The sequence below is a fragment of the Streptomyces sp. NPDC002643 genome (assembly GCF_053592555.1).
In genome coordinates this window covers 54,190-73,930 of record NZ_JBSFVY010000009.1, presented here as the reverse complement: position 1 = coordinate 73,930, position 19,741 = coordinate 54,190, and the positions used below count along the sequence as shown (strand labels likewise).

The window sequence follows — 19,741 nt, the reverse complement described above, 5'->3', positions numbered from 1 at the left end:
GCCGTGCCCTCAGACCGTCACCACCCGCACCCCGGCCTCCTCGAACCGCCGTACCGTCTCCGCATCCGCCCCCGTGTCCGTGACCAGGGTGTCCACCGACTCGGTCGCGCAGATACGGGCGAAGGCGCGGCGGCCCAGCTTGCTGGAGTCGGCGGCGACCACGACCCGTCCGGCGCGCTCGCAGAGCAGCCGGTTGATCGCGGCCTCGGCCTCGTCATGGGCCGCCGCACCGTCGCCGACGTCGAAGGCGACCACGCCGAGGACCGCGACATCCATGGTGATCTGACCGAGGACCCCGTCCGCGAGCGGGCCCACCAGCTCGTACGACTGGGCGCGGGCCACCCCGCCCGTCACCACGATCTTGAACTGCGGGCGCACGGCTAGCTCGCTCGCGATGTTGAGCGCGTTGGTGACGACGGTCAGTGAGGGAGAGCCGGCGGAAGCGGCGGAACCTGCGGAACCGGAAGAACCGGCGGAGCCGGACGCCAGGTCGTCGCGTACGGCCAGCGCCCGCGCCACCTCGGTCGTGGTCGTGCCGCCGGTCAGGCCCACCGCTTCGCCGGGGGCGACGAGATCCGCCACCGCCTTGGCGATGCGCTGCTTCGCGGTGGCCCGGCGGGCGGTCTTGTAGCGCAGCGGCAGCTCGTAGGAGACCCCGTGCGCGACCGCCCCGCCCCGGGTGCGTACGAGCATCCGTTGCTCGGCGAGCCGGTCGAAGTCGCGTCGGATCGTCGCCGCCGACACCGCCAGCTCGTCGGCGGCCTCCTCCACGTCGAGCCGTCCCCGCTCGACGAGGAGTTCGAGCAGCGTCTGCCAGCGGGCGTCACGGGACATCTGCGGTCCGGCCTCCCCTGCGAGTGTGTGATTGAAGATGCTCGAAAGCTGGCTATATCTTGCAGGAACAAGCATGCCCCTGTTGTCTCCCGGGGAGAGTTGCCCCATGACCCATGTCGAGGACGAGCTCAAGAGTCAGCCCGAGTGCTGGGCCCGTGTCGCCGCCGAGGCACAGACCCACGGGAAGGACCTCCCGGCGGCGGGGGAGCGGGTCGCGCTGGTCGGCTGCGGGACGTCGTACTTCATGGCGCAGGCCGTCGCCGTGCTGCGCGAACGGGCCGGGCAGGGGGAGACGGACGCCTTCGCGGCCTCCGAGTTCCCCCACGGGCGCCCGTACGACCGGGTCGTCGCCCTCACCCGCTCCGGCACCACCACCGAGGTGCTCGAACTACTCGGCGTCCTGAAAGGGCGTACGCGGACGACCGCGATCACCGCCGATCCGGGCACCCCCGTCATGACGGCGGCGGACGACGTGGTCGTGCTGGACTTCGCCGACGAGAAGTCCGTAGTGCAGACCCGTTTCGCCACCACGGCACTCACCCTCCTGCGCGCCCATCTGGGACTGCACACCGAGTCGGCCGTCGCCGACGCGCGCGCCGCGCTGGAGCTGCCGCTGCCCGAAGGGCTCGTCGACAGCGCCCAGTTCACCTTCCTCGGCCGGGGCTGGACCGTGGGGCTCGCCCAGGAGGCCGCGCTCAAGATGCGCGAGGCCGCGTTGGCGTGGAGCGAGGCGTACCCGGCGATGGAGTACCGGCACGGCCCGATCAGCGTCACCACCCGGGGTACGGCGACCTGGATGTTCGGTGAGACACCGCAGGGGCTGGCCGAACAGGTGCGCGGGACCGGCGGGTTGTGGGTGGCCGGCGGCCTCGATCCGGCAGCCGAGCTGGTCCGCGCCCAGCGGCTCGCCGTCGCCGTGGCCGCCGCCCGGGGCCTCGACCCCGACCGGCCGCGCCATCTCACCCGCTCGGTGATCCTCGACGCGAACACCGCCTGAGCCGCCGCATGCCCGGTGACCCACTCCAACCCTCGGTGATCCAGGAGGAGTTGTGCCCCTCACGACGACCGGTGAACTGATCACCGAGGCGGCGGCCGGCCGTACCGCCGTGGCCGCGTTCAACGTCATCACGCTGGAGCATGTCGAGGCCGTGGTCGCGGGCGCCGAGTCCGTCGACGCGCCCGTCGTCCTCCAGATCAGCGAGAACGCGGTCGGGTTCCGTGGCGGAGAGCCGCTGCCGCTGGCCCGTGCCGCCTCCGCCGCCGCAGAGCGGGCCACCGTGCCCGTCGCGCTGCACCTCGATCACATCCAGAGCGACGAGTTGTTGCGGCGGGCCCCCGACGCCGGGTTCAGCTCGGTGATGTACGACGCGTCACGGCTGCCGTACGCCGAGAACCTCGCCGCCACCCGGGCCGCCGTCCAGTGGGCGCATGGGCAAGGGCTGTGGATCGAGGCCGAACTGGGTTGGGTGGGTGGGAAGGAAGCCGCGCAGACGGGCGGCAAGAACGGGGCGCCGGCGCTCGACGCGCACGCGCCCGGTGCCCGTACCGATCCCGACGAGGCCCGTGCCTTCGTGGCCGAGTCCGGTGTGGACGCGCTCGCCGTCGCCATCGGCAGCTCGCATGCCATGACCACCCGCACCGCCGTCCTCGACCACACCCTGCTGAAACGGCTGTCCACCGCGCTCGACGCCCCCCTCGTCCTGCACGGCTCCTCCGGTGTCCCGGACGAGGAGCTGAGGGCGGCCGTCACGGGCGGTATCGCCAAGGTCAACATCGGCACCGCCCTCAACATCGCCCTCACCGGCGCGGTCCGTGCGTACCTCGACGCCCACCCCGACGTGGTCGACCCCCGTAAGTACCTCGCGGTGGGCCGCACGGCGATGGTGGAGACGGTGGCGCGACTGATCGCGGTCCTGCGTGTACCGCGTGTACCTCCGGGGCCGGAATGTGACGCCCGTCACTGGTAGCTTTTCGGTCATGCGGGAGACGGAGATCCACCTCGGTGAGCCGCCTGTCGTGGCGGGCATCGGGGTCGGGGTGCATGGCGTGGCCGGTCGTACCGATGTGTTCCGGCTGCCGGAGCTGTGGCAACTCCACCTCTACCAGTACGAGGCCGAACTGACCGTCGACGGCACGGCCCACTCCCTCCGCCCCGGCCGTGTCAGCCTCGTCCCGCCCGGCACCACGGTCCGCTACCGCTACCGGGGCCGCTCCGAACACCTCTACGCCCATCTGCGCATCGTCCCGACCGGCCCGTCCCGCACGGTCCCCGTGGTCCAGGACGCCGGCCCCGAACTCCCCGCGCTCACCGATCTGTTGCTGCAGGCGGTGGCTGCCGCGCCTAGCGAGCCCGAGCGCACCCGGGCCGAGATCTGGACCGCGCTGTGGCGTATCGCCCGGCTGACCCCGCCCGCCGCGGCCGACTCCGGCCCGCATCCGGCGGTCACCACCGCCATCGCCCATATCGAGGCCCATCTCGCCGCCCCGCTCACCATCCCCGAGGTGGCCCGAGCGGCCGGTGTCTCGCACAACCACCTGACCCGCCTCTTCCGCGCCGAGACCGGCGGCACGGTCGTCGCCTACATCCGCCGCCGCAGACTCGAACGCGCCCACCACCTCCTGCGCGCCACGACCCTCTCCATCCCCGCCGTGGCCGCCTCGGTCGGCATCCCCGACCTCCACGCCTTCAACAAGGCCTGCCGCCGAGAACTGGGCGCCTCACCCAGAGCCCTGCGCGGAACCAGCGCCTGACCGCCGGGCCGCACACCCGGCGGAGCGTCACCGCCTGACCGCCCGCAGCACCACGAACTTGGCGTCACTCGCGACCAGTTCGCTGTTGCCGAAGAGGCGGCGGAGCTTCACGTGGTAGCCGAGATGGCGGTTGCCGATCACCCACAGTTCGCCGCCCGCCCGCAGCGCCCGTCGCGCCCCGCTGAACATACGGTGGGCCGTGGCATCGGTCGTCGCCTGATGGGAGTGGAAGGGCGGGTTGTTGAGGACGAGATCCACGCTGCCCGGAGCGAAGCCCTCCATACCGTCCCCGACCCGGAACTCCGCCTTGCCGTCGGCGTTCGCCCGATACGTCTCCTCCGCCGACGCCACCGCCTGGTACGACTCGTCGACGAACACCACCTCGGCGTCCGGATCGGCCACGGCCATCGCCGTCCCGACCACCCCGTTCCCACACCCGAGGTCCACGACCCGCCGCCCGCCGAACCGGCCGTACGGCAGCCGCCCGAGGAAGAACCGGGTGCCGATGTCGAGCCGGTCGGCGCAGAACACCCCCGCGTGATTGACGACCGTACGCCCGGCCAACTCACCGATGTCGTCCGGGAGTTCATAGGTGTACGGCCAGGGGTTGGCGCCCCTCGCCCGCAGGGTCTCCGCGTCCGGTGCGCAGAAGACCAGCCGTGCCTTCTGCTCGGCGAGCGAGGTGCGGGTCGGCCCCAGGATTCGCTCGAAGAGCTTCAGCGTGGAGGTGTGGATCTCCTTGACCATGCCGGTGCCGACGACGACCGTGCCCTCGTCGACGGCGGGCGCCAGCCGGTGCAACTGGTCCTCCAGGAGCGCGAGGCTCTTCGGGACGCGGACGAGGAGCACGTCGACGCGGTCCGGGGGAGTGTCCCGGGTGGTGAGCAGCCGTACCGTGTCAGCCGCCACCCCGTTGCGGGTCAGATTTGCGCGGGTCGCCTCCCGCCCGAGGAACGAGTCGGTGATCTGACCGACGTACGAGGCGGTGGTCGGACCGAGGAACGTGTCGTTGGTCGGACCGACGTGCGAGTCGGGGGTGGTCGGTGTCGGCCGGTGCCGGGCCAGCGCGGTGACCAGAGCGCCCCAGCGGTCGCCGACGACCACGACCGTCCCGTCCAGCGGTGTCCCGCTCGCCGCCAGATGCCGCAGCAAATACGCGTCGGCCGCGTCCCAGGCGCGCAGCCGGTCACGGGGGTCCTCGGGGAAGCGGGCCAGGGCGTACTCGCCCCAGGGCGCGGTCATACGGTCACTCATCGTCCGCCCAGGCTAACCGAGCCCCGGCCCACCTCCTGGCCGGGTGCGCCGGCCCCCGAGCGATGATGGACGCATGGAAGCCGAACTGTTCCCCCGCGGCCGTACCGAGATCGCCCCCGGCGCGGTCCACGTCCCGGACTGGCTGGACACGGAACAGCAGCGGCGGCTCCTGGACGCCTGCCGCGACTGGGCCCGACCGCCCGCCGGGCTCCGCACGGTCCGCACACCCGGCGGCGGCACGATGACCGCCCGGCAGGTCTGTCTCGGCTGGCACTGGTACCCGTACGCCTACGCCCGCACGGCCGTCGACGGCGACGGCGAGCCCGTGAAGCCGTTCCCCCAGTGGCTCGGCGAGCTGGGGCGACGGGCGGTCGCGTCGGCGCTCGGCGAGGCGGAAGCGGAGGCCATGGCAGGGGCGCGGGCCGAGGCGGGGAAGGAGGCCGGGGCAGGCGCCGAGGCCGAGACCGGGGCGAGCCCTGCGTACGACATCGCTCTGATCAACTTCTATGACGGCGATGCCCGGATGGGGATGCACCGCGACGGCGACGAGACGTCGGACGCGCCGGTGGTGTCGTTGAGCCTCGGCGACACCTGCGTCTTCCGGTTCGGCAACACGGAGTCGAGGGCCCGGCCCTACACGGACGTGGAGCTGCGCAGCGGTGATCTGTTCGTGTTCGGCGGGGCGTCGCGGCTCGCTTACCACGGGGTGCCGAGGGTGTGGGCGGGCACGGCTCCGCCGGAGTTGGGCCTGACCGGGCGGTTGAACATCACCCTGCGGGTGAGCGGTTTCGAGCGTGGCTGACGTGGAACGCGACCGGGTTCGAGCCCGAGCGGATCATGGGAGACTCGCCCCCATGGACGGCAAGGCGGCCCCCAAGGCGGGCGAAGGGACAGCGACGACGAGGACTCGGCTGGACCGGGGGAGGGGCGCGCTGGGTCCGGCGCTCGAACTCGTGCACACCGGACGGGCACCCACCCGCGCGGTGCTCACCGCCGAACTGGGCGTCACCCGGGCCACGGCGGGCGCCGTCGCCGCCGAGTTGGAGGCGCTGGGGCTGATCCGGGTCGACGCGCACCCGGGAGCCGCCGCCGGATCGCAGGGCAGACCCTCGCACCGCCTCGAAGTCGCCGAGGAGGGCCCGGTCGCGCTGGCCGCCCAGGTGCACGCCGACGGCTGGCGGGCCGCGCTGGTCGGGCTCGGCGGACGGATCGTCGCCACCACGCCCGCCTGCGAGATCGTCGACGCCGACCCGGCGAAGGTCCTCGGCTCGGTCGTCGACGCGGGCGCCGATCTGCTGCGCGCGACCGGGCGGCGCTGTGTGGGCGCGGGCCTCGCCGTGCCGTCGTCGGTCGCCGAACCGGCGGGGCTGGCCCTCAACCCGCTGCATCTGGCCTGGCCCACCGGGGCGCCCGTGCGGGACATCTTCGCCGAGCGGGTCCGGGCGGCGGGCATCGAGGGGCCCGCGTTCGCGGCGAACGACGTCAACCTCGCGGCGCTCGCCGAGCATCGGCACGGCGCCGGACGCGGGGCCCGCGATCTGCTGTGCGTGGCCACCGGGCACCGGGGCGTCGGCGGTGCGCTGGTCCTCGACGGCCGTCTGCACATGGGCAGTTCGGGGCTCGCGCTCGAAGTGGGCCATCTCACCGTCAACCCCGAGGGCCGCCCCTGCCACTGCGGCAGCCGGGGCTGTCTGGACGTCGAGGTCGACCCGCTGGCCTTCCTCGACGCGGCCGGCCGTGAACCCGGCCCGGAGGGCTCGCTGATCCAGCAGGCCGACGAGCTGATCCGCACCCGGTACGACGACCCCGCGGTCCGCGGTGCCACCGAGGTCCTGATCGACCGTCTCGGCCTCGGCCTGGCCGGACTGGTCAACATCCTCAACCCCGACCGCATCATCCTCGGCGGGATGCACCGCGCCCTGCTCGACGCCGACCCGGGCCGGCTGCGTGCCGTCGTCGCCGAGCGCAGCCTGTGGGGTCAGAGCGGGGGCGTACCGGTCCTGCCGTGCACGCTGGCCCACAACAGCCTCGTCGGGGCCGCCGAGTTGGCCTGGCAGCCGGTACTCGACGACCCGCTCACCGCGTTGGTCTGAGCATGATCATCCGGGAGACCGCGAACGTCACCGGGATCGCCGCCGCCGACGCCATCAGCGGGGCGAACCGGTTGCCGGCGTGCAGCACGTCGACGATCACATACACACCCACCGTGGTGATCACGAAGTTCGTGGCATTGGTCAGCGGGAACAACAGGAATTTCCGCCAGGTCGGGCGGGTGCGATAGGTGAATCTGGCGTTCAGGAAAAACGACCCCGTCATACTCAGGGCAAAGGCAAGAATATGCGCGGCGAGATAAGGAAGCCTGAGAAGAAACAAGAGGTAAAGGCCGTAATAAGTGAGCGTGTTGATCACGCCGACCACGGCGAAGACGACGATCTGCCCCGAGATCCGGCGTGGCGGCGCCGGACGTGCCTCGGACGGCGTCACGGACGGCGGTGACGCCTCCGGTGACATGTGCGTTGCCGTGTGCATCAGCGAACGGCGTCCTTCGTCGTGCTGCACGCTTCACGGCCTTCCGTCCGCTTGACGTTGGTGGCCTTCACCAGGAAGTGCGGGCGCCCCTTCACCTCGTAGTAGATCCGCCCGGTGTACTCCCCGATCACCCCGAGCATGATCATCTGCACTCCCGCAAGACCGGTGATGGCCGTGATGATGGTGACATAGCCGGGCGTGTCCACGCCGTTGACGAGTGCGGACCCCACGATCCAGGCGGTGTAGGCCCCCGCGCACACCAGCAGGCACAGGCCCAGGTGGACGGCGGCGCGCAGGGGCCGGTTGTTGAAGGAGAGCAGCCCGTCGAGGCCGTAGTTGAGCAGGGACTTGAAGCTCCAGGAGGAACGGCCGTGCTCCCGCACGGCGTTCTCGTACTCGAAGGTGGTGCTCGGGAAACCCACCCAGGCGAACAGGCCCTTGGAGAAGCGGTTGTACTCGGTGAGGTCCAGGACCGAGTCCACGACCCGACGGGACAGTAGCCGGAAGTCGCCCACGCCGTCGACGAGTTCCACATCCACGACACGGTTGACGAGCCGGTAGTAGAGGCGGGCGGTGAGCGTGCGCAGAAAGCCGTCGCCGGTCCTGTTGCGGCGGGCGATGACCTGGTCGTAGCCCTGTTCGCGCAGCCGGACCATGCGGGCGATCAGCTCGGGCGGGTGCTGGAGGTCGGCGTCCATGACGATCACGGAGTCACCCGAGGCGTGCCGCAGCCCCGCGAGGAGCGCCGCCTCCTTGCCGAAGTTACGGCTGAACGACACATACCGCACGCGCGCGTCCAGCTCGGCCAGCTGCTTCAGCACGGCCAGCGTCCGGTCCCGGCTGCCGTCGTCGACGTAGACGAACTCCATGTCGTGGCCCAGCGGAAGGAGTTCCTCCGCGACCTTCTGGACCTCTTCGTGGAAGCGCGCGAGGACGGCTTCCTCGTTGTAGCAGGGTGCGACGATCGAGATGAGCATGGTTGTTCCCCCAGTGGTGATCAGTGAGCGTCGGTCACGTGCTCGCGTACGGGCGGTGGGAAGGTGACCGGTCCGGGTGGGGCCGTCCGGGTCGGGGGCTGTCGACGGCGCAGGGCGCCCATCGTGCCGAGAATCAGTGCCGCGCCGAGCGAGACGCCCCCGACCGCCGTACCGAGGCGCAGCCCCGGCGGGTGAAAGGTGCAGGTCACGCTGGACACGGAGCCGTAGAGGGGTACGGCGGTCAGTCCGTAGTAGCTCTGGGCGGGCTTGGCGGGCGCGTTGTCGGCGGCGCAGCGCCAGCCGGAGATCCGGGGCATCGCGAGGACCGCCAGCCCCGTGCTGCCGGCGGGCAGTCGGGCCCGGACGGTGCCGTCGTCCACGCTCACCTTCGTGGCGCCGGTCTCCTTCAACCGCTCCACGGCGGCGTTCAGTTTCCCGGTGTCCAGGCAGCCGATCGCGCCGTCCGGGATCAGGCTGGTCTTGTTCGGCGACAGTTCGATCCGGAACCGCCCGGAGTCCGGGACCGTGCCCATCCGCTGCATCGGGGCGATCTTGGTGATCTGCGGGTCGGACCGGAACCGCCCGGTCGGCCCGCCCGCCGAGGCCCCCGCCGACCCGTCCGCCGAGGCCCCGGCCAGTCGCGCGGTGCCCGAGAAGTGCGGCGCCCACAGATACAGCTCGCTGCCGGCCGGGCAGCTGCCCGTGATCGTCGGCTTCCGCTCGACCGAGGCGTACGGAATCGCTCCCACACGGAGCCCGGGGCGCTCGTCGTCACTCGGGGACGGCGCCTTCCCTGCGGCGGTGCGCACGGTGAACCGGGGCACGGTGTACACCCGCGACCCCAGCAGCATCTCCTGATTGCGGTACGGCGACGGCCCGAAGGCGCCGAGCCCGGTACTGCCCTCGGGGCCCTTGACGGTGGGCCGTACGGTCACCAGCGGAGGTACGTCCCGCCGGGTCACGGTGGTCCGACTGCCGTCCTGCGGGAACCAGTTCTGGTGCGGGTCGGGCGGTGAGTGCACCCGGGCGCCCACGGAGAAGATGGCGTCCGTGACCGCGTTGTCGAGGCTCTGCACATTGCGGCCGCGCGAGGTCCAGCCACCGCCGAGGGCGGTCATCGTCCGGCTGAGGACATCGGAGGTGAGACTGCTGTAGTACTGGGCGCCCTGCCCGCCCACCAGCAGCGGATCGTTGCCGACGGTCTGCTCCCGGCCCGGGTCGGTGCGGTACCGGGGCCAGCCGTCGGCCCCGGCGACCACGTCCGCCTGCGTCTGCTGGCGGGCGCCCCAGGGCGCGTAGTCGTCCATGTGCCCGAGCCGCAGCCGGGTGTCGACGGCCGAGGTCGCGGCGGCCTCACCGAACTGCGTGCACACCAGCAGGGCGACGGCCGCGACCACCAGGGGCTTGCCATTGCTTCTGCGAATCCCCCGGCCCGCCAGCAGCAGCCCGGTCAGCGCCCCCACGGCGGCCAGCACCGCCAGCGGCAGACTCACCGACTTCAGAGGCTTCTCACTGGTGCTCGCCACGGCGATGACCACCGCCAGCAGCGCACCCGCCGCCCCCAGCGCCCGCAGATCGGGAAAGCCGTACGACAGCGCGTGCCAGGCGGCGATCACCAGCAGCGCGCACAGCGCGAACGTCTGACGGTACGAACTGCCCTGCGGGGTGGCGAAGGCATGCCACAGCAGATGCGTCGGCTCCCACTGCGTCGACAGCGCCACCAGCAGCACCAGCACGGTCCACCCGGCCCGCACCCGCACCGGGACCGCCCGGTGGAACGGCAGCGCGAGCGCCAGCAGCAGCGCCGTCGTCCCCACGAACACGGCCGGCGTACTGAAGCTGTACGTCGTCGGCAGCAGCCTCGCCAGCAGGTCCTCGGTGGGGACGGGCGTGAACTGCCGCACCCGGCCCGGATAGGCGTGCCGGGTGCCGAAGTACACGACCGTCACCAGCGGCGCGGCCAGCCCGATGCCGAGCACGACCGTCAGTACGGCCCGCCCCGCCGCCCGCACCCGCTGCCGGCGCGCGAGATCGCCGAGCCACAGGCGGAGCAGCAGCACCAGACCGGCGGCGAGGGTCGCCATGTACGCGGTGTAGAAGTTGGCGATCCAGGCGAGCGCCACGATCACCACCCCGAGGACCGGGCGCCGCCCCCGGATCGCCCACTCGCCGACCAGGCACAGCAGCGGCAGGGCGACCAGGCCGTCCAGCCACATCGGGTTGTAGACCGCGTCCGCGAGGGTCCAGCCGCAGAGCGCGTACGACGCCCCGAGCAGCCCCGCCGCCCACCAGCGGCCGGGGCGCAGCGCGAGCAGCAGCCAGGCCATCGCGGCGGCGGCCGAGGCCACCTTCAGCAGGGTGACCGCGTACACGGCGAGGTCGATGTCGTCGCGCGGGAACAGCGCCACGAGCACGGCGAACGGGCTGCTCAGATAGGTACCGAGGTCGGGCAGGAAGCTGGAGCCGTACCCCGACTGCCAGTTGACGTACAGCCCGCCGTCGGCCCTGCCGCGCAGCAGGTCCCACAGGTGGGCGTGGAACGGGACGTACTGGTTGCCCAGGTCGTTGACGCTGCGGGTGCGGGGCCCGAAGGGGTAGCTGCGGGCGATCGCATCGGCGGCGCACAGCACGGTGGTGGTGAACACCGCCGCGAGCAGGGCGGCTCTGCTCCGCGGGCGCGGTCTCGCGAGCGGCGCGGCTTTGCTCCGCGGTCGCGGTCCCGTGGGCGGCGAGGCTTCGTCCGGCGGCCGGAGCGGTGCCGGGGAACGGGTGGTCGTGGGCTTCACAGCCTGTCCCTGTCCGCTCCGTCGACCGGGTCTCCGTGAGCCATCCCACATTCCCCGGTGGAACCGCCGGGGCCGTAAGCGCATCGGAATGCGACGGCCGAGAAAGTGGAGCTGATCATTCGGAACGGACCCCCAGAGAATTCCGGGGCTCTCACTCCCCGTGCTTCGGGTATTCGCCGAATTAGAGGCCTGAGGGTCCGAGAAGGTTGTGCGGATCGGAGAAATTCAGAGCAAGGAATGGGCGGACCGCCCGCTCTCCGTCCCCGAGCCCGTGAGGCTCCACAGCGCCGCCACCTGGGGCCGCCGCAGATCGGCCCGCCGTACGCAGAGCCCGATGGGGAACGGCTCCGCCGGAACCTCCACCGGGATCACCGACAGCCGCTCGCGCACCGCGGTGTGGTCGAGCACCAGACGCGGCACCACACCGGTCCCGCAGCCCAACGCGACCAGCGTCAGCAGCCCTTCGTGGCCGTCCGGCTCCGCCGCCACCTCGGGGACGGAGCCACGACCCCGGAACCAGCGGTCGGCCGCGTCACGGACCAGCCCTCGATGGGGGAGCACGAAGGGCCCGTCGAGGCCGGGGTCCGGCCGGTCGAGGGCACTGACGAAGACCAGGTCGGTCGTGGCCACCGTCCGGCTGACCAGCGCCTCCGGCAGCCGCGCCGGGATGCCCGCCACCGCCACGTCCACCTCGCCCTCGTCGAGCCGGGCCAGCGCCGCCGCCGCGTCCCCGGTGCGCAGATCGAGCCGCACTTGCGGATGGGCCCGGCGGAAGGGCGCCAACAGGTCGGGCAGCAGCGCCTGGCACGCCGTGACCGTGGCGAACACCGCCAGTCGGCCGGTGAGTTCCGCCGGGTCGGGATGCTCCTCGCGGTACGCACGCCACAACTCCAGTGCCCGGACGGCGTACTCGCGGAAGCGGTGCCCCTCGGCCGTCAGCGAGACACCCCTCGGCCCACGGTCGAAGAGCCGATGCCCCAGCTCCGACTCCAGCCGCTGCACGGTCCGCGTCAGCGTCGCCGGGCTGACATGGCAGTCGAGGCTGGTCCGCCCGAAGTTCAGCGTCCCCGCCAGATGAAGGAACAGCCGAAGCTCCCGATGATCATCCCGCACCCACCCTCACCTGGCCCTTTCATCTGCCGCAACACCGCGATGCGAAGGTTGCGCTTGCCGCAACGATGAACCGGACCCTACAACTCGACTCCATGACGACCACCTCCTCCACAGTCTTCGCCCTCGAAACCATGGACGTCCCCGGCGGCACGGAGACCGTCCTGCGCGGCGGACGCCACCTCTTCCCCCTGCTGCCCCGGGCCCTCGCCGGGGTCCGCCGTGTCGGCGTCATCGGCTGGGGCCCACAGGGGCGGGCCCAGGCGCTCAACCTCCGCGACTCCCTCGCCGGCACCGGCATCACCGTCACCGTCGGCCTCCGCCCCGGCTCCACCTCGGCCGCCGACGCCCGCGCCCACGGCTTCACCGAGACGGACAGCACGCTCGGCGACTGGCTCACCGTCACCGCCGACAGCGACCTCGTCCTCCTTCTCATCGCGGACGCCGCACTCGCCGCCCACCACCAGCGGCTCTTCGCCGCGCTCAAGCCGGGCGCCAATATCGGCCTCTCCCACGGCTTCCTCCTCGGCCACCTCCGCGAGACCGGCGGCGACTTCCCGCCGGGCCACGGGGTCATCGCGGTCTGCCCGAAAGGGATGGGCGACTCGGTACGCCGTCTGTACCAACAGGGCATCGAGATCAACGGCGCCGGGATCAACAGCAGTTACGCGGTCCACGCCGACCCCGACGGCAACGCCGCCGACCGCGCCCTCGCCTGGTCGGTCGCGCTCGGCTCCCCGTACACCTTCCGCACCACTCTGGAGAGCGAGTACCACTCCGACATCGTCGGCGAACGCGCCATCCTCCTCGGCGCCGTCCACGGCATCGTCGAGAGCCTCCACACCCGTTACCGCCTCGCCGGGGACGACGAGCTGACCGCGTACGAACGCTCCTGCGAGAACGTCACCGGCCCCATCGCCCGCACCATCTCGCGCGCCGGACTACGGGCGGTGCGCGAAGACCTGGACGCCGACGCCCGGGAGGTCTTCGACCGCGCGTACTCGGCGACATACGGTCCCGCCCGTGAGATCGTCGCGGAGATCTACGACGAGGTCGCCGACGGCACCGAGCTGCGCGGCGTCCTGCTGGCCGAACGGCGGCTGGGCGCCCGCCCGATGAGCGAGATCGGGGGCTCGCCGATGTGGTCGGTGAGCGACCGGGTGCGCGCCCGGCGGGGTGAACGCGAGCTGCCGGTCGACCCGTTCACCGCCGGGGTGTTCGTCGCCACCATGCTGGCCCAGATCGACGAGTTCGCCGAGCGCGGCCACCCCTGGTCGGAGATCGTCAACGAGTCGGTCATCGAGGCCGTCGACTCCCTGTTGCCCTATATGCACGCCCGCGATGTCGCGTACATGGTCGACAACTGCTCGCGTACGGCCCGCCTGGGCGCCCGCCGCTGGGGCCCGCGCTTCCAGTCGGCCTACGAACAGATCGCCTACCCGGCCGCCGAACACCCCGCCGACCAGCCCCTGTTGACGTCCTTCGACACCCACCCCGTCCACGAGGCCCTGGCCGCCGCGGCGAAGCTGAGGCCGTCCGTGGACATCTCCGTGTCCTAGGGCCTGTCGTTTGGATCACGCCTGGGCCGCGGGGCGTGGCACGCACTCCCCCACTGCCTCAAGGGCGTGGGGGTACCCCCAGCGGCGTTGTCGTCGGTTGCCAACTCCCCCACTCTCAGCTTCGTTCGAGCGGGAGGTGCCCCCACCGCGGGAGGTACCCCCACCGCCCCGCTCACCACTGTCGGCCTCGTGGCAGCTCACCGCGCCCCGGGGCCGACAGATGGAGGACCTGGTACACCTCGCCCTCGACGCCGGGTGTGTCGTGCTCCCAGAGCGAGAAGTGGACCACCTCCCACGCGCGCGTGTCGACGACGGCCGCCGTCAACACGGCACCGTCCCGCCCGGCCAACCGTCCGGTCTCCGCCACCGCCTCCGCCAGGAACGCGGCCAACTCCACTCCCTCCGGCACCGGTCGGCTCCGTCGCACGGCGAACGCGGCCGAGGAGCCCGCGGCGACGCCCTCCTCGTACGCGAGCCCCGTCCACTGACGCACCAGGGGCCGCCCGAAGTCGTTCACGGGCCCTTGGAAGGCGCCTCCCCACAGGAAGGCGTTCATCCCCTCCACGGTGTTCCAGAGGTAGAAGGACCCGTACTGGTTGACCGCCGACCCGAATCTGCCGTGCTCCCTCAGCAGATACGTCTTGACGCCGAGCCCCTCCCACCCGTCCAGCAGATGCCCGACACGGGTGACCCGGGAACGGACGACTCCCATGTCGTAGTCGGCGGGCAGGGTGAACTCGTACTGCATGGCGTGCACGCGATCTCCTATCGAACCGGTCGCAACAGCGTGAGCAGCCCCCGGACCCCCGTGTCGAACGCGGCCGGTGACCCCGACGCGCGGGCCAGGACATAGCCGCCCTGCACGGTCGCCACGATCGTCGCGGCAATCTCCTCCGCGTTCAGTTCCGGCGCGAACTGGCCCTGTTCCCGGCCCTCTTCGACGAGTCCGGCGAGATGCTCGCGCAGCCAGTCGATCGTCTCGTCGACCGGCGCCCGCAGTTCGTCGCTGGCGATCACGTCCGGGTCCATCGTCAGCCGCCCGATCGGACAGCCCCGCAGCACATCGCGCTCCCGCCGCAGATACGCCTCGATGCGCTCGTACGGGGTGCCGGGGCCGTCGAGCACTCCCCGGGCGGCGGCCCGCAACTCCTCGGCGGTCCTGCGGATCGCGGCCAGCGCGAGGTCGGGCTTGCCCTTGAAGTGGTGGTACATACTGCCCTGCCCGGCACCCGAACGCTCCAGGATGGCCTTGGGGCTGGTGCCCACATAGCCGCGCTCCCACAGCAGCTCACGCGTGGACTCGATCAGACGCTCCGGGGTGCTCATGGTGAGTACTGTACATACTAGTAGTTACAGAAGTCGAGCGGCGGGTTGGCGTCCAAGGAGCACGCCCAGCCGTCAGGAGCACGCCCAGCCGTTCGCCGTACTCCCCACGTCGTACGCCCACTGCCGCTGCCCGTACGACGACCCGGACCCCCTCCGGGAGAGAGTCTCGAAACGTCACGAACGCGGAGAACCTCACCTGGGAGATGAGTTCGACATGCAGACCCTCGCGAACTGGGACGGCGGGCCCGGACCCTGGATTCTTTTCTTCCCGCTGATCTGGCTGGCCGTCGTGGTCGGCGCCGTCACCGTCCTTCGCCGCACTGTCTGGCGCGGCCGACGCGGACCGTGGCGTGAGCCCACCGACCCCCGCCCCTCCGCCGACTCGCCCCTCACCGTCCTCGGCCACCGCTTCGCCTCCGGCGAGATCGACGAGGACGAGTACTGGCGGCGGCTGTCCGTCCTGGACGAACAGTTCGGCCGCCCGGGCAGGAACGGCGCACCATGACCGCCGGCAGGGCCCGGTGTCCGGGCCCGGTGCCGTGGGAGGGGAGGGTCACCGCCCGGTCAACCTGCGACGGCGGACCGGGCGGGAGCGTGTTCGGACCTGTGCCCGCGGGCGGCGGGCCGACGTCCGGCGTCGCAGGACAGCGCCTTCGCGGGCGCGTGGGACGGCGTCTGCGTCCTTCCGGTGGCGTACGGCGAGATCTTCGGCACCGCCGCCGAGGCGACGGGCAGCGTGAACCACACGACCTTCCCCGACTCGCCGTGCGGCCGTACGCCCCAGGTCTCGCTCACCGCGGCGACCATCGCGAGCCCGCGACCGCTGGTGGCGAAGACCTCCGCGTCCTGCACGACCGGGAGGCGGGGGTCGTTGTCATGGACCGAGACCGTGAGCCGGCCGAGGAGCAACTCCATCTCGACGGTGCACATCTTGTCGGGCTCGGCATGCCGGTGGACGTTGGACAGCAACTCGGTGACACCGAGCGCGGCCCGGTCTATCAGGGGATCGAGATGCCAGTAGCGCAATTGCGCAGAGACGATTCTGCGGACCTGGCCGATCCGCGACGGCAGGGCTTGGAGCTCCACCGTGCAGTGCCTGCTTTGCTGGCTGATCACGGCTGCGACTCCCCGAAGTTGAGTCCGGAAGAAGACCGGAAGGAGATCGGAGTACGAAAACCAGCGAGGTGGCTGGGCGAAAACGCCGCCTGCTGTGGAACGGCTGCGTACAACTGCCGCTTCGTGGGGCGGCCTCCGACCGGCTGCCGCCTGCTCGTGGGGTGGCTGCGTACCGATCGCCGCCCGCTGTTCTGACCGGCGGGCTGGTTCGCAGCGTTATCGCCGGTAAACCCAGAGTGATGTGAGACCAGCGTGACTCAGGGGGTCCGGTCCCGCAACTCGCGGTGCGTCAGCCGCCGCGCCCCGCGGCCCTGCGTACCGCCTCTATGAACCGGCGCGCGGAAGGCGGCCCCGGCTTGCCCGGAGCCGGGTCGTGCTCGTTCAACGTAAGCGTGTAACGGGTGCCGTTGACATCGGCCAACGCCCGGTCCTCGTTGGCGAACCACGGCTTGGAGGCGCGCACCGCCTGCACCGGGGCGCTGTCGATCTCACTGCCGTAACTGGTCAACAGTTGCAGCCGGCCGTCCTCGATCCTGACCTGCCCCGCCCGGGTGAGCTGCCGCAACCTCTTCCCGATCCGCACACCCGTGGCCGTGAACTCCGGCTCCGCCATGTGCCCCGCCCCCTAGTGGATGTCGCCCGTCCTGTTGTCGTGATCCGGCGTGGGACCCCGGATTCACCTGATCCAGTGTGCCCGAGTGTCCCTGTCCTCCGTGCCCGGGTCCTGCTGTCCTCCGGGGCCACCGTCCCCTGTGCCCGAGGGGCGCTGTCTCCCGGCGCCCGGCCCCTTCGGCTCGGCTCGACCCGGCCCTGCCGTGAAGTCTGCACGTCCCCGAGGTCGAGCACCAGTGCGTACGGATGGCCGGGGCGGGCGTTCCGGCGCATGCGCGGCATGCGCCCCCCATGCGCCCCGCGCATCCCGTCACAGGAGTCCCTTTGAGGTACTCAAAGGGATGTTTATGCAGGTGAGAAGCGTGTGGAAGGTGTCTATCATCGGGACGTCCGACGCCGCGATCCGCCGTCGGCGCGATGCGTGAGGAGCACGCCGTGACCACCCCCCAGCCCCAACACCCGGGTGCGACCCTCGATGTCGACCACAGCGACAGCGAGTACCGGACCTGGCTCAAAGAAGCCGTCTGCAAGGTCCAGGCCGACGCCAACCGCTCCGCCGACACCCATCTGCTGCGCTTCCCCCTGCCCGAACACTGGGGCATCGACCTGTATCTCAAGGACGAGTCGACGCACCCCACCGGCAGCCTCAAACACCGCCTCGCCCGCTCCCTCTTCCTCTACGGCCTGTGCAACGGCTGGATTCGGCCGGGCCGCCCCGTCATCGAGGCGTCCAGCGGCTCCACGGCGGTCTCCGAGGCGTACTTCGCCAAGCTGATCGGCGTCCCCTTCATCGCCGTCATGCCCCGCACCACCAGCACCGAGAAGATCCGCCTGATCGAGTTCCACGGCGGGCGCTGCCACTTCGTGGACGACTCCCGGAAGATGTACGAGGAGTCGGCCCGCCTCGCCGTGGAGACCCGCGGCCACTACATGGACCAGTTCACCTACGCCGAGCGGGCCACGGACTGGCGAGGCAACAACAACATCGCCGAATCCGTCTTCCGCCAACTGGAGTTGGAGCGCTTCCCCGAGCCCGCATGGATCGTCGCCACCGCCGGCACCGGCGGCACCTCCGCGACCATCGCGCGCTACGTCCACTACATGCAGTACGACACCCGTATCTGTGTCGCCGACCCCGAGAACTCCTGCTTCTTCGAGGGCTGGACCACCTCGAACCCCGACGTCACCTGCGACTGCGGCTCCCGTATCGAGGGCATCGGCCGCCCCCGCATGGAGCCCAGCTTCGTCCCCGGCGCCGTCGACCGCATGATGAAGGTCCCCGACGCGGCCACCATCGCCGCCGTACGTGCCCTGGAGCAGGCCATCGGCCGCAAGGCGGGCGGCTCCACGGGAACGGGCCTGTGGAGCGCCCTCAAGATCACCGCCGAGATGGCGGCGGCGGGCCACCAGGGCAGCGTGGTAACCCTGCTGTGCGACCCGGGCGACCGCTACCTGGACAAGTACTACTCGGATACGTGGCTGGAGGAGCAGGGCTTGGACATCGAGCCGTACGCAACGGTCATCGAGAGACTGCTGGAGACGGGGGTATGGGTGGAGGGGGTGCCTGGTAACCGCCGTTGAGGGGGGCCCCTTAAGGGGCGCGGGGAACTGCGCGACCAGCCCCTGACGGCCCGCACTCTCAGGACGCCCCATCCCCTACGGCGAGTAGGAGCTCAACCCACCCCGCTGTCCTCACCCTCCCCGGCCACCACCAACCGCCGCAAATGCTCAGAGATCTCAGCCCGAGCCTGCTCGGGCAACCCCGCATCGGTCACCAAGGTGTCCACCTGCTCCAACGCCGCGAACGAACTCAACCCCACCGTCCCCCACTTGGTGTGGTCGGCGACGACAACGACCCGCCGCGCCGACTGCACGAGCCGCCGGTTGGTCTCGGCCTCCGCCAGATTCGGCGTGGACAGCCCGGCCTCGACCGATATCCCGTGCACCCCGAGGAACAGCACATCGAAGTGGAGCGCGGCGATCGCCTGATCGGCGACGGGCCCCACCAGCGAGTCGGACGGCGTCCGCACACCCCCGGTCAGCACCACGGTCGCCGCCCCCTGCCGGGGCCCCGACGACCGCTGGGCGGCATGGAACACATCGGCGACCCGCACCGAGTTGGTGACCACGGTCAGATCCGGCACGTCCACGAGGCGATGCGCGAGCGCGTACGTGGTCGTACCGCCCGAGAGGGCGATCGCCGACCCCGGCGCGACCAACTCGGCGGCGGCCCTCGCGATGTCCTCCTTGGCGCTCAGCTCCAGCCCGGACTTCGCCTCGAACCCCGGCTCGTGCGTACTGGCCTCGGCAACCGGCACCGCACCGCCGTGCACCTTCTCCACGGCGCCCTGGCGGGCGAGCGCGTCCAGATCGCGGCGCACCGTCATGTCCGAGACTCCGAGCTTGCGTGTCAGCTCATTGACCCGGACCCCGCCCCGCCGTCGCACCTCGTCGAGGATCAGGGCACGGCGCTGCTCCGCGAGGAGGTTCTGGTTCTCACTCACGCCCGCTACGGTCCTTTCGCCCCATCACGCCCGACATGCCTCCCATACCCCCTCCGACAAGGACATTCCCCCCGGTCCCGGCCCCGAGGACGTCCCATACTCGCACGTCGCACCGACAGCGGCGCCACCACCTGCACAGACGCGAGTACGTCACCATCCGTCCTCGCGCCCGCCACTATCACACGGATCGAGGAGATTCGGTGACCACAGGTGTACGAACCCCACCGAGCGGCGATCATCCGGGCCGGCACCTCACACCTGCCGCACACCTGCCACGCGGCGCATCACGGGGGAAGCAGCACAGTGGATCGTGCGACGGAAGACACGGAATATACGGACCGACCGGAACACACGGAAGAGGCACAGCCGCCCGACGAGGCGCA

The 19,741-nt window shown here is 71.3% G+C and carries 19 protein-coding genes; 8 read left to right on the top strand and 11 right to left on the bottom strand.

Translation table 11 applies throughout. The features are described from left to right. Window positions 1-9 precede the first annotated feature (9 nt). Complete coding sequence (locus ACWD4G_RS15755) at window positions 10-834, bottom strand: DeoR/GlpR family DNA-binding transcription regulator (RefSeq protein ID WP_451293550.1); 825 nt, start codon at window positions 832-834, stop codon at window positions 10-12. Window positions 835-940: 106 nt separating this feature from the next. On the opposite strand from ACWD4G_RS15755, the gene ACWD4G_RS15750 reads away from it, so the two are divergent. The 3 genes from ACWD4G_RS15750 to ACWD4G_RS15740 are packed head-to-tail and all read left to right on the top strand — an operon-like array spanning window position 941 to window position 3,585. Beyond that, the gene (locus ACWD4G_RS15750) at window positions 941-1,831 is read left to right on the top strand and encodes an SIS domain-containing protein (protein WP_451293548.1); all 891 of its coding nucleotides are present in this window, start codon (window positions 941-943) and stop codon (window positions 1,829-1,831) included. 52 nt (window positions 1,832-1,883) lie between these two features. Next, window positions 1,884-2,801: a class II fructose-bisphosphate aldolase gene (locus ACWD4G_RS15745; protein WP_451293546.1), complete on the top strand. Its 918-nt coding sequence runs from the start codon at window positions 1,884-1,886 to the stop codon at window positions 2,799-2,801. A 10-nt stretch (window positions 2,802-2,811) separates the two neighbouring features. Next, on the top strand, window positions 2,812-3,585 hold the full coding sequence (locus tag ACWD4G_RS15740) for a helix-turn-helix domain-containing protein (RefSeq protein ID WP_451293544.1): 774 nt from the start codon (window positions 2,812-2,814) through the stop codon (window positions 3,583-3,585). Window positions 3,586-3,612: 27 nt separating this feature from the next. On the opposite strand, the gene ACWD4G_RS15735 is transcribed toward ACWD4G_RS15740, so the two are convergent. Then, window positions 3,613-4,839: a methyltransferase gene (locus ACWD4G_RS15735; RefSeq protein ID WP_451293542.1), complete on the bottom strand. Its 1,227-nt coding sequence runs from the start codon at window positions 4,837-4,839 to the stop codon at window positions 3,613-3,615. A 73-nt stretch (window positions 4,840-4,912) separates the two neighbouring features. On the opposite strand from ACWD4G_RS15735, the gene ACWD4G_RS15730 reads away from it, so the two are divergent. Then, the gene (locus tag ACWD4G_RS15730) at window positions 4,913-5,641 is read left to right on the top strand and encodes an alpha-ketoglutarate-dependent dioxygenase AlkB family protein (RefSeq protein WP_451293540.1); all 729 of its coding nucleotides are present in this window, start codon (window positions 4,913-4,915) and stop codon (window positions 5,639-5,641) included. Between the two features lie 52 nt (window positions 5,642-5,693). Beyond that, window positions 5,694-6,932 carry an ROK family protein gene (locus tag ACWD4G_RS15725; RefSeq protein ID WP_451293538.1) on the top strand — a complete coding sequence of 413 codons (1,239 nt, stop codon included), beginning with the start codon at window positions 5,694-5,696 and terminating at the stop codon, window positions 6,930-6,932. On the opposite strand, the gene ACWD4G_RS15720 is transcribed toward ACWD4G_RS15725, so the two are convergent. From ACWD4G_RS15720 to ilvY, 4 genes are all read right to left on the bottom strand, one after another. Continuing rightward, window positions 6,916-7,350: a GtrA family protein gene (locus ACWD4G_RS15720; RefSeq protein ID WP_451293902.1), complete on the bottom strand. Its 435-nt coding sequence runs from the start codon at window positions 7,348-7,350 to the stop codon at window positions 6,916-6,918. The two genes, ACWD4G_RS15725 and ACWD4G_RS15720, sit on opposite strands and share 17 nt — an antisense overlap. Window positions 7,351-7,367: 17 nt before the next feature. Then, a complete protein-coding gene (locus ACWD4G_RS15715; protein ID WP_451293536.1) occupies window positions 7,368-8,345 on the bottom strand; it encodes a glycosyltransferase family 2 protein in 978 nt (325 codons plus the stop codon). A gap of 20 nt (window positions 8,346-8,365) precedes the next feature. Beyond that, window positions 8,366-10,990 (bottom strand): YfhO family protein, encoded by a 2,625-nt coding sequence (locus tag ACWD4G_RS15710; protein WP_451293534.1) that lies wholly within the window; start codon window positions 10,988-10,990, stop codon window positions 8,366-8,368. A 366-nt stretch (window positions 10,991-11,356) separates the two neighbouring features. Then, the gene (gene ilvY, locus ACWD4G_RS15705) at window positions 11,357-12,244 is read right to left on the bottom strand and encodes an HTH-type transcriptional activator IlvY (RefSeq protein ID WP_451293532.1); all 888 of its coding nucleotides are present in this window, start codon (window positions 12,242-12,244) and stop codon (window positions 11,357-11,359) included. Window positions 12,245-12,336: 92 nt separating this feature from the next. On the opposite strand from ilvY, the gene ACWD4G_RS15700 reads away from it, so the two are divergent. Next, window positions 12,337-13,800, top strand: a complete 1,464-nt coding sequence (locus ACWD4G_RS15700) for a ketol-acid reductoisomerase (protein ID WP_451293530.1) — start codon at window positions 12,337-12,339, stop codon at window positions 13,798-13,800. A gap of 172 nt (window positions 13,801-13,972) precedes the next feature. Here the strand turns inward: ACWD4G_RS15700 and ACWD4G_RS15695 are convergent, their stop codons facing one another. Both ACWD4G_RS15695 and ACWD4G_RS15690 read right to left on the bottom strand, forming a co-directional pair. Continuing rightward, entirely contained in the window at window positions 13,973-14,557 is a 585-nt protein-coding gene (locus ACWD4G_RS15695) for a DUF4865 family protein (RefSeq protein WP_451293528.1), read from the bottom strand. A gap of 8 nt (window positions 14,558-14,565) precedes the next feature. Further along, a complete protein-coding gene (locus ACWD4G_RS15690; RefSeq protein ID WP_451293526.1) occupies window positions 14,566-15,126 on the bottom strand; it encodes a TetR/AcrR family transcriptional regulator in 561 nt (186 codons plus the stop codon). 214 nt (window positions 15,127-15,340) lie between these two features. Between ACWD4G_RS15690 and ACWD4G_RS15685 the strand changes: the two genes are divergently transcribed. Further along, window positions 15,341-15,631: an SHOCT domain-containing protein gene (locus ACWD4G_RS15685; protein ID WP_451293524.1), complete on the top strand. Its 291-nt coding sequence runs from the start codon at window positions 15,341-15,343 to the stop codon at window positions 15,629-15,631. Between the two features lie 59 nt (window positions 15,632-15,690). Here the strand turns inward: ACWD4G_RS15685 and ACWD4G_RS15680 are convergent, their stop codons facing one another. Next, entirely contained in the window at window positions 15,691-16,242 is a 552-nt protein-coding gene (locus ACWD4G_RS15680; RefSeq protein WP_451293522.1) for an ATP-binding protein, read from the bottom strand. A 289-nt stretch (window positions 16,243-16,531) separates the two neighbouring features. Next, window positions 16,532-16,855, bottom strand: coding sequence for a hypothetical protein (locus ACWD4G_RS15675; protein ID WP_451293521.1), 324 nt, complete (start codon window positions 16,853-16,855; stop codon window positions 16,532-16,534). A 434-nt stretch (window positions 16,856-17,289) separates the two neighbouring features. On the opposite strand from ACWD4G_RS15675, the gene ACWD4G_RS15670 reads away from it, so the two are divergent. Beyond that, on the top strand, window positions 17,290-18,435 hold the full coding sequence (locus tag ACWD4G_RS15670) for a PLP-dependent cysteine synthase family protein (RefSeq protein ID WP_451293520.1): 1,146 nt from the start codon (window positions 17,290-17,292) through the stop codon (window positions 18,433-18,435). Window positions 18,436-18,527: 92 nt separating this feature from the next. Here the strand turns inward: ACWD4G_RS15670 and ACWD4G_RS15665 are convergent, their stop codons facing one another. After that, on the bottom strand, window positions 18,528-19,358 hold the full coding sequence (locus ACWD4G_RS15665) for a DeoR/GlpR family DNA-binding transcription regulator (protein ID WP_451293518.1): 831 nt from the start codon (window positions 19,356-19,358) through the stop codon (window positions 18,528-18,530). Between the last annotated feature and the right edge of the window lie 383 nt (window positions 19,359-19,741).

Coding starts and splice junctions, on each gene's coding strand:
- ACWD4G_RS15755 (WP_451293550.1), bottom strand. CDS start 834: ATGTCCCGTGACGCCCGCTGGCAGACGCTGCTCGAACTCCTCGTCGAG.
- ACWD4G_RS15750 (WP_451293548.1), top strand. CDS start 941: ATGACCCATGTCGAGGACGAGCTCAAGAGTCAGCCCGAGTGCTGGGCC.
- ACWD4G_RS15740 (WP_451293544.1), top strand. CDS start 2,812: ATGCGGGAGACGGAGATCCACCTCGGTGAGCCGCCTGTCGTGGCGGGC.
- ACWD4G_RS15735 (WP_451293542.1), bottom strand. CDS start 4,839: ATGAGTGACCGTATGACCGCGCCCTGGGGCGAGTACGCCCTGGCCCGC.
- ACWD4G_RS15730 (WP_451293540.1), top strand. CDS start 4,913: ATGGAAGCCGAACTGTTCCCCCGCGGCCGTACCGAGATCGCCCCCGGC.
- ACWD4G_RS15725 (WP_451293538.1), top strand. CDS start 5,694: ATGGACGGCAAGGCGGCCCCCAAGGCGGGCGAAGGGACAGCGACGACG.
- ACWD4G_RS15720 (WP_451293902.1), bottom strand. CDS start 7,350: ATGTCACCGGAGGCGTCACCGCCGTCCGTGACGCCGTCCGAGGCACGT.
- ACWD4G_RS15715 (WP_451293536.1), bottom strand. CDS start 8,345: ATGCTCATCTCGATCGTCGCACCCTGCTACAACGAGGAAGCCGTCCTC.
- ACWD4G_RS15700 (WP_451293530.1), top strand. CDS start 12,337: ATGACGACCACCTCCTCCACAGTCTTCGCCCTCGAAACCATGGACGTC.
- ACWD4G_RS15690 (WP_451293526.1), bottom strand. CDS start 15,126: ATGAGCACCCCGGAGCGTCTGATCGAGTCCACGCGTGAGCTGCTGTGG.
- ACWD4G_RS15685 (WP_451293524.1), top strand. CDS start 15,341: ATGCAGACCCTCGCGAACTGGGACGGCGGGCCCGGACCCTGGATTCTT.
- ACWD4G_RS15675 (WP_451293521.1), bottom strand. CDS start 16,855: ATGGCGGAGCCGGAGTTCACGGCCACGGGTGTGCGGATCGGGAAGAGG.